Raw genomic sequence first — 12,714 nt, 5'->3', positions numbered from 1 at the left:
TAAGCTAAAGTCATAATGCCAATATGAAAAGGGGCGCCGTGCTTGGCGCCCCTTAGTGTATTCTCGGTCGTTGAAGAAGTTCAGCCCAGCAGCTCTTTCACCTTGGCGACAGTGCCCTCAGCGGCGATACCGAACTTCTCGAACAGCTCGCCTGCAGGCGCAGACGCGCCGAAACGGTCCATTCCGACGAAACCGGCTTTCTTCTCCTGGCCGCGCTCGCCCAGCAGCCAGCGGTCCCAGCCGCCGGCGCGCACGGCGGCCTCGATGCCGACGCGTACCGGGCCTGCGGGCAGAACCTTGCGGCGGTAGGCTTCGTCCTGCTGCGCAAACAGCTCCATGCAGGGCATGGAGACGACGCGGGTGCCGATGCCCTCGGCCTCCAGCTTGGCCTTGGCTTCCATCGCAACGGAGACTTCGGAGCCGGTGGCGATCAGGATCACCTGGCGCTTGTTCTCGGCCTCAGCCAGCACGTAGGCGCCTTTTTCCACCATGTTGCTGAGCTTGTGCTCGGTCCGCACGGTCGGAAGGTTCTGACGGGTCAGGGCCAGAACCGAGGGGGTTTCCTTGGCGGTCAGGGCAATCTCCCAGGCCTCGGCGGTTTCCACGGTGTCGGCCGGGCGGAACACATAGGTGTTCGGGGTCGCGCGGCAGATTGCCAGGTGTTCAACCGGCTGGTGGGTCGGGCCGTCTTCGCCGACGCCGATCGAGTCGTGGGTCATCACGAACACGGTCGGGATCTTCGACAGGGCGGCCAGGCGCATCGCCGGGCGGGCATAGTCGGTGAAGCAGAAGAAGGTGCCGCCATAGGGGCGCATACCGCCGTGCAGCGCCATGCCGTTCATCGCCGCGGCCATGCCGTGCTCGCGGATGCCCCAGTAGACATAGCGGCCCTTGCGGTTGTCGGTGTCAAAGACGCCCAGGTCGCCGGTCTTGGTGTTGTTGGAGCCGGTGAGGTCGGCGGAGCCGCCCACGGTTTCCGGCATGATCGGGTTGATCACTTCCAGCACCATTTCCGACGATTTGCGGGTGGCAACCGATGGCTGGGTCTCGGAGACCTGCTTTTTCAGCGCCTTGATGGTGGCCGACAGCTTCTTGGGGGCGTCCAGCGCATAGGCGCGGTTGAAGCGGTCCTGCTTCTGCTGCGACAGCTCCGCAAAACGGGCTTCCCAGGCTTCGCGCTCGGATTTGCCGCGGGCGCCGATTTCTTCCCACTGGGACTTGATCTCTGCCGGCACCTCGAACGCGCCGCCGGTCCAGCCATAGGCGTCCTTGGCCGCCTGCAGCTGCTCGGGATCGGTCAGCGCGCCATGGCCCTTGGAGGTGTCCTGCGCGGCGTGGCCCAGGGCGATGTGGGTCTTGCAGGCGATCATCGAAGGCTTCTTGGATTTCTTGGCCGCCTCGATGGCCTCGTCGATGGCCTTGGGGTCGTGGCCGTCGATTTCCAGAACCTGCCAGCCCGACGCCTTGAAGCGCTGCACCTGGTTGGTGCGGTCGCTGAGGTCAACGGTGCCGTCGATGGTGATGTTGTTGTTGTCCCAGAAGACAATCAGCTTGCCCAGCTGGTGGCGGCCTGCAAGGCCGATGGCCTCCTGGCTGATGCCTTCCATCAGGCAGCCGTCGCCGGCAATCACATAGGTGTAGTGATCGACGACTTTCTTGCCGTAATGGGCGCGCTGCATTTCCTCTGCCATGGCAAAGCCGACGGCGTTGGAGATACCCTGGCCCAGCGGGCCGGTGGTCACTTCGACAGCGTCGACCAGGAAGTTCTCAGGGTGGCCCGCGGTGATCGCGCCCATCTGGCGGAAGTTCTTGATCTGATCCAGAGTGACCTGGCTGTCGCCGACAAGATAGAGCAGCGAATAGATCAGCATCGAACCGTGGCCCGCCGACAGGATGAACCGGTCGCGGTCCGGCCAGGACGGGTTGGATGCATCAAATTTGAGATGTTTTTCAAACAGAACGGTCGCCACATCGGCCATGCCGATGGGCATACCGGTGTGGCCGGAGTTGGCGGCGGCGACGGCGTCCAGGGCCAGCGCGCGGATGGCGGCGGCCTTGTTCCAATGCTCGGGATTGGCGGTGCGCAGGGCTGTCAGGTCCACTGGGATTGTTCCTTTGGCGTTACAGGCAATTGGTGCGCTCAATAACAGCGATGAGCCAAAGATCAAGCACGGTTGCGCGCATGTCTGCTGCCCTGCGCGAAGTTGGCGCGGCAAGTGGTTGAAAGACAAGGGGGGGTGTTTTATCCCTGATAGGGAATAACTGGCCCATGTCAGAGGCGCGTGTGCGATTCGCGCGGGCGCCGCCAGAAGAAGAGTGAACTGATGTGGACGGGTGAGGGACAGGCATGAACCAGATCGAAGAATTGCAAGGCCGCATCCAGGCCGCGCTGGAGCGCATCAGCGCAGGCACGGCCGCTCTGCAGGAGGCCCGCGCGGCGGACCAGGTGAAGGCGGCGGAAGCTGCCGCAGCAGCCGCCAAGGCTGCCGAGGAGGCGGCTGCGAATGCCGCCAACGAGGCGCTGGAGCAGGCTCTGGATGAAGAGAAAACCGCCAACGCCCAGCTGGAAGAGCGGGTGAAGGTGCTGCACGCCCGCCTGCAGGAGGCCGAAAGCAGGGCGCCTGCCGGCGGTGATGACGTCGCGGCAATGCAGGCGGAACTGCAGCTGCTGCGCAACGAGGCGGGCGACCCGGCCGAAAAAGAAGCGCTGCGGGCCGAAGTCGCGCGCTTGAAAAGCCAGATCGAGGCCGCGGCCAACACTGCTGCCAGCGACAGGGAGCGGCTGGAAGACCAGCTTGCCGAAGCCCAGGCTGCCAACGACAGCCTGAAGGCCCGGCTGGAGGAGGCAGGCGCCTCCGCGGCAGAGCCGTCCGCGGCACCGGACATGAGCGCGGAGATCGCGCGCCAGAACGAGGCCCTGCTGCGGCTGGACAGCGAACTTCAGCAGCTGCGCCAGGCCAATGAAGAACTGCGCGCCTCCAACGCGGCGCTGCGCGAGGCCAATGCCCAAAGCCTGGGCGATGCCGGGCTGATCAATGCCTCGATGGAGGCTGAGATCGAAGGCCTGCGCGCGGCCCAGGCTAGCGATCAGGCGCAGGTGAACGCGGTGCTGGCCAAGCTGGAACCGCTGCTGGCCACCGCCCGCAATCTGCCCGAAGGAGAGGAAGTCTGATGCCCGAAGTGACCATTCATATCGGCGGCCGCGGCTTTGAAGTGTCCTGCCAGGAGGGCGAGGAAAGCTATCTGCATTCCGCCGCCAAGATGCTGGACGACGAGGCGCAGGTTCTGTCCGACCAGATCGGCCGGATGCCCGAGGCGCGGATGCTCTTGATGGCGGGGCTGATGCTGGCCGACAAGACCGCCGCGGTCGAAGACCGGATCAAGGAAGTTGAGGCCGAACTGGCCGAGCGCATGCAGGAGCTGGAAGCGCTGAAAAACGCTCCGCCGCCAGAGCCCGAACGGGTTGAGGTGGCGGTGGTGCCGCCGCAAGTGACCGAAAGCCTGGCCGAACTGGCCGCCCGCACCGAGGCGCTGGCCCAGCAGGTCGAGGAACAGGCGGCAAGCTGAGGGCATTGCCCCAAGCCATTGCCAGGAAAAGGAAAAGGCGCCGCTGGGGCGCCTTTTTTTCTTGCCAGGGCTGACGAAATCAGGCGTTGGCTTCGCGGATCTTGTCGGCTGCTTCCTTGTTGAAGGAAATGCCGTTGTCCTCAAACAGGGTATCGAGCTCCGACGACAGGGCCATCTCGGTGATGATGTCGCAGCCGCCGACGAATTCGCCCTTGACGTAAAGCTGCGGGATGGTCGGCCAGTCGGAATATTCCTTGATGCCCGAACGGATCTCTTCGTCCGCCAGCACGTTCACGTCGGTGTAGTCGACGCCGATATAGTTCAGCACCGCCGCCACGCGCGAGGAGAAGCCGCACTGCGGCATTTCCTTGGTGCCTTTCATGTAAAGCACAACATCATGGGCTTTGACGGTTTCGTCGATGCGGGTTTTTGCGTCGGTCATATGTCTATTTCCTTTCGGCTGCTGCGCCGTTTGCGTTGGCCGTCATATAGGTAATTTCGAGGGTTTTGCCAATCCGCCCCGTGGGGCATGCCGGGACCGGTGCAGCGCTATTTCCGTTTGCTCTTGGGCACGAAGAAGCGCGCGTATTCCTGCGGGTCTTTGGGAACCTTCCAAGTGCGAACGGATCCGCCGCCCATGCCCGACTGATAATCGGAGCGCAGGGTGTGGTAATCCGGGTCTGTCTCGTCCTCCTCCAGCGGGCGGCGGCGCTGGGAGACGACCGCGACAAAGGCGGTCATCACCACAATGCCAATCACCAGGAAAAAGGCGAACAGGGACATGGCGCTTACTCAGGCGCCTTGGTGGTCAGCGCCAGCGCGTGCAGGTCGCCGTCGGGGCCGTCCATCTTGCCTTTCAGCGCGGCATAGACAGCGCGCTGCTGCTGGACGCGGTTCTTGCCGCGGAAGCTTTCGTCGACGACCATCGCCGACATGTGAACGCCATCGGTGCCGCCGACCTGGATCTTGGCATCCGGGAAGGCAGCGCGCAGCAGTTCTTCGATTTCGTGGGCTTGCATGGGCATCCGGGGAAGTCCTTTGTCTTGTTTGCCAAAAATGTAGGGGGGCGCCGGGGGCTGTGCAAGCAGGATTAACAGCTGTCCCGGGCAAAGGGGGCCAGGCTTTCGACAAAGTCCGGCAGGCTGGCCAGGGCCTCCTGAACGCTGTCCTCCTCGAAGTCCCAGACCGACGCGGGGTTTTCCGGGCACAGCGCCCGGGTCAGCGCCGCGCAGCGGTCCTGCAGGTCCTTGGGCAGCGGCAGCGCAGCAGCTTCCTGCAGCACCAGCAGCGCCTCGTGGATCGGGCGCAGCACCCGCAAGGCATGGGTCATATGGGGCAGCAGATCCGGGTCATCGCGCCAGGTTTCGCCGTCAAACAGGTCTTGCGTCACCCGCTGGCCGGCGCCGGCGCAGGAATAGGCGGCGCAGCCGCCAAAACCGCATTTGACCAGATCGGCGTGGATGGTGCAGCGGAAATCCGCAGCAAGGTTGGGGCAGGGCGTGTCCGCCTCCTTCAGGAGGCCGAAATCCTCATGCGCCTCAAACGGATAGGCTACGCAGCAAAGACCCGCGCAGCGGCTGCAATCCTCTGTCAGCTCAGGAAGGGTCATGGGCCGGCCCCGGTTTGAAAGGACGTGTGAAAGGACGTGTCAAAGGAAAAGGCGGGACGGCTGTGCCATCCCGCCCTGGATCATGTCTCTGCCGCCTCAGGGGGCGGCGCCGCGCCTCAGGCCACGGCAGCGGCAAAGCTGGAGCGGAAGATCTCCTTCAGCTCGGCCAGAGATGCTTCGGAGCCGCCGATCTTCACCATGTCGCCGCCGAACTTGCCGACGGTGGTGACGGTGACACCGGCCTGGCCCGCGGCCAGCATCAGCGCCTCGGCCTGGTCGAAGTTGCAGGCGATCAGATAGCGCGCCTGGTCTTCGCCGAACACGGTCGGGGTGTCGCCTGCGTCGATCTGCACGCCGACGCCGGCCTCTTCCGCCATCTCGAACGCTGCCAGCGCCAAGCCGCCGTCGCCGAGGTCGGTGCAGGCCTTGATCAGATCGCGGTTGGCGCGAATGAACTCGCCGTTGCGCTTTTCTGCTTCCAGATCCACCGCCGGGGCGTCGCCGTCTTCACGGTTGAACACTTCAGCCAGCAGCGCCGACTGGCCCAGGTGGCCGGTCGTCTCGCCCACCAGCAATGCCACATGGCCGTCGCGGGCTTCGCCGATGATCGGCTCTTCGCCCGCGGCAATCAGGCCCACGGCGCCGATGGTCGGGGTCGGCAGGATGCCCTTGCCGTCGGTTTCATTGTAGAGCGACACGTTGCCGGAGACGATCGGCATGTCGAGCGCGGCAACCGCCTCGCCGATGCCTTTGATGGCGCCGACGAACTGGCCCATGATCTCCGGTTTTTCGGGGTTGCCGAAGTTCAGGTTGTCGGTGGTCGCCAGCGGCTTGGCGCCGACCGCGGTCAGGTTGCGGTAGGCTTCGGCCACCGCCTGCTTGCCGCCCTCAAACGGGTTTGCCTTGACGTAGCGCGGGGTCACGTCGGAGGTGAACGCCAGCTTCTTGCCGGTGCCATGCACGCGGACGATGCCGGAGCCCGCGCCCGGACGGCGCTGGGTGTCGCCCATCACGGTGGTGTCGTACTGTTCATAGACCCACTGCTTGCCCGCATAGTTCGGCGAGGACAGCAGCGCCTTCAGCCCGTCGATCGGGTCGATGGCCGGCACATCCGCGTCGGTCAGCGGCGCAGGCGCAGGGGTTTCCACCCACGGGCGGTCGTATTCCGGCGCGGTGGAGGACAGCTTGGACAGCACCAGATCGGCTTTCACCTCGCCGTTGTGCATGATCAAGAAGCGGTCTTCGGCAATGGTTTCGCCGACGATGGCAAAGTCCAGATCCCACTTCTCAAACACTGCGCGCGCCTCGGCTTCCAGCTCCGGCTTCAGCACCATCAGCATCCGCTCCTGGGATTCCGACAGCATCATCTCGTAGGCGGTCATGTTCTCTTCGCGCTGCGGCACCTTTTCCAGGTCCAGGCGCACGCCCAGCTTGCCCTTGTCGCCCATTTCCACGGCAGAGCAGGTGAGGCCTGCTGCCCCCATGTCCTGGATCGAGATCACCGCGCCGGTCTGCATCAGCTCCAGCGTGGCTTCCATCAGGCGTTTTTCGGTGAAGGGGTCGCCGACCTGAACGGTGGGGCGCTTTTCCTCGATGGTGTCGTCGAATTCCGCCGACGCCATGGTGGCGCCGCCAACGCCGTCACGGCCGGTTTTGGCGCCCAGGTACACAACCGGCATGCCAACGCCGGAGGCGGCGGAGTAGAAGATCGCGTCAGTGCGCGCGAGACCTGCGGCAAATGCGTTCACCAGGCAGTTGCCGTTGTAAGCGGGGTGGAAACGGACCTCGCCGCCGACGCAGGGCACGCCAAAGCAGTTGCCGTAGCCGCCGATGCCCTCAACCACGCCGTTGACCAGCCGGCGGGTCTTGGGGTGCGATGTTTCCCCGAACGACAGCGAGTTCATCGAGGCGATGGGCCGCGCGCCCATGGTGAAGACATCCCGCAGAATGCCGCCAACCCCGGTTGCCGCGCCCTGGTAGGGTTCGATGTAAGAGGGGTGGTTGTGGCTTTCCATCTTGAAAACAACGGCATCGCCGTCGCCGATGTCCACGATGCCCGCGTTCTCGCCGGGGCCGCAGATCACCTGCGGGCCTTCGGTCGGCAGGGTGCGCAGCCATTTCTTGGAGGATTTATAAGAGCAGTGCTCGTTCCACATCGCCGAGAAGATGCCCAGCTCGGTGAAGGTCGGCTCCCGCCCGATGATTTCGAGGATCAGATCGTATTCCTCGGGCTTCAGCCCGTGATTGGCAATCAATTCAGGCGTGATGGCGGGTTCCTGCATCCGTAAACGTCCCCAATGGCTGCGATTGCGCGCCTTTTAGGGCAAGGAGGAGCGCGGGGGAAGTGGAATTAGTCGAATCCCCGGCAGATGCCCCGGGCGGCGTCCAAGCGCCGCAGCAGGCCTGCCGCCATGCCCTGCGGGCCCCGATGCCAATGCAGGTTTTTGAAAGCGGCGGAAATTACGGCGGCGGGCGGGCAAACCGCTGAAAATACAAGCATTGCGAATGCAGGCGGCTGGAGGGGCAACAATTTGCGCGCTGCTGCGCCTGCACCGGTGCTAAGCAGCACAGGCAGCCGGCGGTCTGCGCCGGACCGGCGCTGCAAAGGCCGATGGCCGGGGGGCAGGTGTTTGCAGCGCCGAAAGAGTGCTTGCACGCCAGCCGGTTGCGCAAAAAAAAGGCCGAGCACTAAGCTCGGCCGAAGTCCAACAGGGAGGTATGAAGGGGGGCGTTGCCGCCGCCTTCATGTGGATCATTTAGGGCTCCGGGCCTGCCCCTTCAAGGGGATTAAGGATAATTGCGTGTCAATGCTGCTATGCGGTTTTTGCATGGCTGGAGCGGCGGTCCCGGGACAGGCCGGCCGCGCGCGGGCCGGCCGCTGCACTGCGGCTGGAACCGCTCGTGCCGGCGGCAGACGGGCTTACAGCTTGCCCAGCGCCTTCATATGCTTGCGGTGTTCCATGATCTCGGATTGCACGAAATCGCGGAACGCGCCGACCCGCTGCGAATGGCGCAGTTCTTCCGGATAGGCGAGGTAGACCGGAACCTCGTTCTGGTCCTCGTCCGGCAGCACCTCGACAAGCTGCGGGAATTCTTCTGTCACATAGTCGGGCAGAATGCCGATGCCCAGATTGTGCAGCACCCCCTGCAGCACGCCGAAATAGTTGTTGACGGTCAGCAGAGATGCCGGATCCTCCGCCATCAGCTTCTTGCCCAGAACCGCGGCAGAGCCCACCTGGGCCGAGCGCTGGTTCTGGCAGATCAGCCGGTGCTGTGAAATGTCGGCGGATGTTTCCAGATTGCCGTGCTTCTCCAGATAGGCCGGCGTCGCATAAAGCCCCATGCGCACGGTCATCAGCCGCTTGCGCACCAGATCGGCCTGGCTCGGCTCCTTCATGCGGATGGCCACATCGGCTTCGCGCATCGGCAGGTCCAGCACCCGTTCCTCCAGCATCAGGTCGATCTTGAGGTTGGGGTACTGCTCATACAGTTTGGTCAGCCGCGGCGCCAGCCACAGGGTGCCAAAGCCCACGGTGGTGGTCACCCGCAATTCGCCGAACACTTCTTCTTCGCTGTCGCGGATACGGGCAGAGGCCGCCTCCAGCCGCGCCGACATGGACTGGGTGGCGTCAAACAGCAGCTCACCCTGTTCGGTGAGAATCAGCCCGCGCGCGTGACGGTGAAACAGAGTGGCGTTCAAACTCTCTTCCAGCGCCCGGATCTGGCGGCTGACCGCCGATTGCGACAGGTTCAGCTTGTCGCCGGCATGGGTCAGGCTGCCCGCGTCCGCCACCGCGTGAAATATTCTGAGCTTGTCCCAATCCATATCCGTTACTTTCTGTGCGCCTGGGGCCGACTATATGAAATCTTAGTTATGTATCAGTTTTCGTGACGCAAGCGAGCGAAAACGAAAAAAAGCGACTATTCAGGTCAGCAATTATGACCTATTCTGCGCGCCAGAATGTGCAAGCTAGTCCCGGTTGAGGAGGCCACGATGAGCACGCAAAAGATCTCACTCAATGATAAATACGATCTGACCAAATCGCCGGTTCTGCTGAACGGCACTCAGGCGCTGGTGCGGCTGATGCTGATGCAGAAGCACCGCGACAAGGCGGCAGGCCTCAACACGGCCGGTCTGGTCACCGGCTACCGCGGCTCGCCGCTGGGCGCGGTGGACCTGCAGATGAGCCGTGCGGAAAAGCACCTGAAGGCGGCGGATGTCACCTTTCAGTACGGTCTGAACGAGGATCTGGCGGTCACCGCGCTCTGGGGTGCGCAGCAGGCCGAGGTGCGCGGCGAGGGCAAATACGACGGCGTCTTCGGCCTGTGGTACGGCAAGGGTCCGGGCGTCGACCGCTCCGGCGACGCGCTGCGCCATGCCAACATGGCCGGCACCTCCAAGCACGGCGGCGTCCTGCTGGCGATGGGCGACGACCACACCGGCGAAAGCTCCACCGTGCTGCACCAGTCGGAATGGTCGCTCCTGGACTGCTACCTGCCGATCGTCAGCCCCGCGGGCGTGCAGGAGATCCTGGACTACGGCATCTACGGCTATGCGCTCAGCCGCTTCTCCGGCCTTTGGGTCGGCCTCAAGACCATGAAGGACACCATCGAGGTGACCTCGGTCGTTGACGCCCGCCCGGACCGGATGCAGCTGGTCGCGCCCGACTTCGAGATGCCCGCCGACGGGCTGAACATCCGCCTGGACGACGACCGCTTCCGCCAGGAAAACCGCATCATCGACTACAAGCGCTTTGCGGCAGAGGCGTTCAGCCACGCCAACAAGATGGACAAGCGCATGTGGGGCAAGCCCGGCGCCAAGATCGGCTTTGTCGCCGCCGGCAAGAACTGGCTCGACCTGGTGCACGCGCTGAAGCTGTTGAACATCGACGAAAACATGGCAGAGCGCCTCGGCATCACCACCTACAAGGTGGGTCAGACCTGGCCAATGGACATGAAGGGCTTCAACGATTGGGCCGAAGGGCTGGACCTGATTGTCGTGGTCGAGGAAAAGCGCAAGCTGATCGAGATCCAGATCAAGGAAGCGATCTTTGACAACCGCAAGGGCCGCCGCGTCTATGGCTGGTACAAGGGCGGCGCCGGCAGCATGCACCGCGACGAGCTGTTCCCGACCCGCTACGCGCTCGACCCGATCATGATTGCAGAGAAACTGGGCAGCATCCTGATCGAGGAGGGCCGCGAGACCGAGGCGATCCGCGCCGGCATGGCCGCGCTGGATGACGCCCGCCGCGCCGACAACGCCGAGGAAATCGCGACCCGTCTGCCCTATTTCTGCTCCGGCTGCCCGCACAACTCCTCCACCAAGCTGCCGGAAGGCTCCCGCGCCTATGCCGGTATCGGCTGCCACTTCATGGTGCAGTGGATGGACCGCGAAACCACCGGCTTCACCCATATGGGCGGCGAGGGCGTCAACTGGGTCGGCGAGGCGCCGTTCTCCAAGCGAAAGCACGTGTTCCAGAACCTGGGCGACGGCACCTACAACCACTCCGGCGTGCAGGCGATCCGGGCGGCATTGGCCGAAGGCACCACCATCACCTACAAGATCCTGTATAACGACGCGGTGGCGATGACCGGCGGCCAGCAGGCCGAGGGCGGGCTGACGGCGCAGCAGATCGCGCATGAGTTGAAGGCGATGGGCGTCAAGACCATTGCGGTGGTCTATGACGAGAAGGAGGACGTGGACGCCGCCCTGTTCCCGGCCGGCATGCGGATGCACGAGCGCGCCGAGATGATGAAGATCCAGCGCGAGTTCGAACAGATCGAGGGCGTGTCCGCGATCATCTACATCCAGACCTGCGCCGCCGAGAAACGCCGCCGCCGCAAGCGCGGCCAGTTCCCGGATCCGGACCAGCGTGTGTTCATCAACTCCGACGTCTGCGAAGGCTGCGGCGATTGCGGGGTGCAGTCCAACTGCGTCTCCATCGTGCCCAAGGACACCGAGCTGGGGCGCAAACGCGCCATTGATCAGTCGTCCTGCAACAAGGACTTCTCCTGCCTCAACGGCTTCTGCCCGTCCTTCGTGACGGTGGAAGGTGCCAAGATCCGCAAGGAAGCCACCGCCGCCATCGACCTGCCGCATCTGCCGAAACCGGAGCTGCCGGCAATCGACGGCACTCATAACGTGGTGATCACCGGCGTCGGCGGCACCGGCGTTGTCACCATCGGCGCAGTGCTGGCGCAGGCGGCGCAGATCGACGGCAAGGGCGCCGGCCTGATGGAAATGGCCGGCCTCGCCCAGAAGGGCGGCGCGGTGCATATCCATTGCCGGATTGCCGAGAAGCCCGAGGATATCTCAGCCATCCGCGTTGCCACCGGCGAAGCCCATGCGCTGATCGGCGGCGACCTGGTGGTAAGTGCGGGCGCCAAGACCCTGGGCCTGACCACAACCGGCCAGACCGGCGCGGTGGTGAACAGCCACGAGATCATCACCGGCGAATTCACCCGCAATACCGAGTTCGCGATCCCCACCGACCGGCTGGAGGTCGCGTTGCAGGCCCGCCTGCGCGAGCGGCTGGACCTGTTTGACGCCTCCGAACTGGCGCGCGTGACCATGGGCGACTCGATCTTCTCCAACATGATGGTGTTCGGCGGCGCCTGGCAGAAGGGGCTGGTGCCCGTCAGCCATGAAGCCATCGAACAGGCGATCGAGATGAACGGCGCCGCAGTGGAGCGCAACAAGCGCGCCTTTGACATCGGCCGCTGGGCGGTGCTGCACCCGGAAGAGGCCGCACGGCTGATCCAGCCCAAGGTGGTGCAAAAGCCCAAGACGCTGGACGAGAAAATCGCCTTCCGCGCCGATCATCTGGTCGCCTATCAGGGCAAGGGCCTGGCCAAGCGCTATGCCAGGCTCCTGGACGGCATCAGCGACCCCGCGCTGAAGGAAGCGGTGGCAAAGGGCTATCACAAGCTGTTGTCCTACAAGGACGAATACGAGGTCGCCCGCCTGCTGCTGGACAGCCGCGCCAAGGCGGAAGAGGCGTTTGAAGGCGATCTCAAGCTCTCCTACCACCTGGCCCCGCCGATGCTGGGCGGCACCGATCCGAACGGCCGCCCGCAAAAGCGCAAGTTCGGCGCCGGCATGGAGCGCGGCTTCCGCGTGCTGGCCAAGCTGAAACGCCTGCGCGGCACGCCGCTCGACATCTTCGGCTACACCGAAGAGCGCAAGATGGAGCGGGCGCTGATCAAGCAGTATGAGGCCGACATGCAGGAATGGCTGCCGAAAGCCGCGCCTGAGATCATGGAGCCGCTGCTGGCGCTGGCCGAACTGCCGCTGCAGATCCGCGGCTTCGGTCCGGTGAAGATGGCGAACGAGCAAAAGGCCGCCAAACGCCGCGAGGAGCTGCTGGCAGCCCTGCGTCAGGGCGGAACAGCGGTGAAACAGGCCGCTGAATAAGACCTGTTGAGACGGGGCAGGGCGGGGCACTCCCGCCCGCTCCGGACCATTCCCTGGATGGTCCTTCCCGGTTGGGCCCTGCGCCGCGCTGACGCGCGGCGTTTGCCGTTGTGCCCCCCGCGGG

At 64.4% G+C, this 12,714-nt stretch carries 10 protein-coding genes; 3 read left to right on the top strand and 7 right to left on the bottom strand.

Annotated elements, in window-relative coordinates:
- Positions 1 to 80 precede the first annotated feature (80 nt).
- The gene (gene tkt / locus DAEP_RS0105710) at positions 81 to 2,102 is read right to left on the bottom strand and encodes a transketolase (protein ID WP_027243976.1); all 2,022 of its coding nucleotides are present in this window, start codon (positions 2,100 to 2,102) and stop codon (positions 81 to 83) included.
- Positions 2,103 to 2,347: 245 nt separating this feature from the next.
- Here tkt and DAEP_RS0105705 point away from each other — a divergent pair, with 245 nt between their 5' ends.
- Both DAEP_RS0105705 and DAEP_RS0105700 read left to right on the top strand, forming a co-directional pair.
- Positions 2,348 to 3,172 (top strand): coiled-coil domain-containing protein, encoded by an 825-nt coding sequence (locus DAEP_RS0105705; RefSeq protein WP_027243975.1) that lies wholly within the window; start codon positions 2,348 to 2,350, stop codon positions 3,170 to 3,172.
- The gene (locus tag DAEP_RS0105700; protein WP_008555284.1) at positions 3,172 to 3,567 is read left to right on the top strand and encodes a cell division protein ZapA; all 396 of its coding nucleotides are present in this window, start codon (positions 3,172 to 3,174) and stop codon (positions 3,565 to 3,567) included. The genes DAEP_RS0105705 and DAEP_RS0105700 overlap by 1 nt, the downstream gene beginning before the upstream one ends.
- 79 nt (positions 3,568 to 3,646) lie before the next feature.
- Here the strand turns inward: DAEP_RS0105700 and grxD are convergent, their stop codons facing one another.
- The 6 genes from grxD to DAEP_RS0105665 form a co-directional block, all read right to left on the bottom strand.
- The gene (gene grxD, locus DAEP_RS0105695) at positions 3,647 to 4,009 is read right to left on the bottom strand and encodes a Grx4 family monothiol glutaredoxin (protein WP_008556434.1); all 363 of its coding nucleotides are present in this window, start codon (positions 4,007 to 4,009) and stop codon (positions 3,647 to 3,649) included.
- 107 nt (positions 4,010 to 4,116) lie between these two features.
- Positions 4,117 to 4,350: a hypothetical protein gene (locus tag DAEP_RS0105690; protein WP_008553750.1), complete on the bottom strand. Its 234-nt coding sequence runs from the start codon at positions 4,348 to 4,350 to the stop codon at positions 4,117 to 4,119.
- 5 nt (positions 4,351 to 4,355) lie between these two features.
- Positions 4,356 to 4,592 (bottom strand): BolA/IbaG family iron-sulfur metabolism protein, encoded by a 237-nt coding sequence (locus tag DAEP_RS0105685; RefSeq protein ID WP_008555371.1) that lies wholly within the window; start codon positions 4,590 to 4,592, stop codon positions 4,356 to 4,358.
- Between the two features lie 65 nt (positions 4,593 to 4,657).
- Entirely contained in the window at positions 4,658 to 5,176 is a 519-nt protein-coding gene (locus DAEP_RS0105680) for a hypothetical protein (protein ID WP_027243974.1), read from the bottom strand.
- Positions 5,177 to 5,292: 116 nt separating this feature from the next.
- A complete protein-coding gene (gene purL, locus DAEP_RS0105675; RefSeq protein WP_027243973.1) occupies positions 5,293 to 7,458 on the bottom strand; it encodes a phosphoribosylformylglycinamidine synthase subunit PurL in 2,166 nt (721 codons plus the stop codon).
- 638 nt (positions 7,459 to 8,096) lie between these two features.
- Complete coding sequence (locus DAEP_RS0105665) at positions 8,097 to 9,002, bottom strand: LysR family transcriptional regulator (RefSeq protein ID WP_008556496.1); 906 nt, start codon at positions 9,000 to 9,002, stop codon at positions 8,097 to 8,099.
- 168 nt (positions 9,003 to 9,170) lie between these two features.
- On the opposite strand from DAEP_RS0105665, the gene DAEP_RS0105660 reads away from it, so the two are divergent.
- Positions 9,171 to 12,590: an indolepyruvate ferredoxin oxidoreductase family protein gene (locus DAEP_RS0105660; protein WP_008553248.1), complete on the top strand. Its 3,420-nt coding sequence runs from the start codon at positions 9,171 to 9,173 to the stop codon at positions 12,588 to 12,590.
- Positions 12,591 to 12,714: the final 124 nt, after the last annotated feature.

This window comes from Leisingera daeponensis DSM 23529 (genome assembly GCF_000473145.1).
GTDB lineage: Bacteria > Pseudomonadota > Alphaproteobacteria > Rhodobacterales > Rhodobacteraceae > Leisingera > Leisingera daeponensis.
The sequence above is the reverse complement of the archived record's forward strand: the minus strand, read 5'-3'. Positions and strand labels throughout refer to the sequence as shown.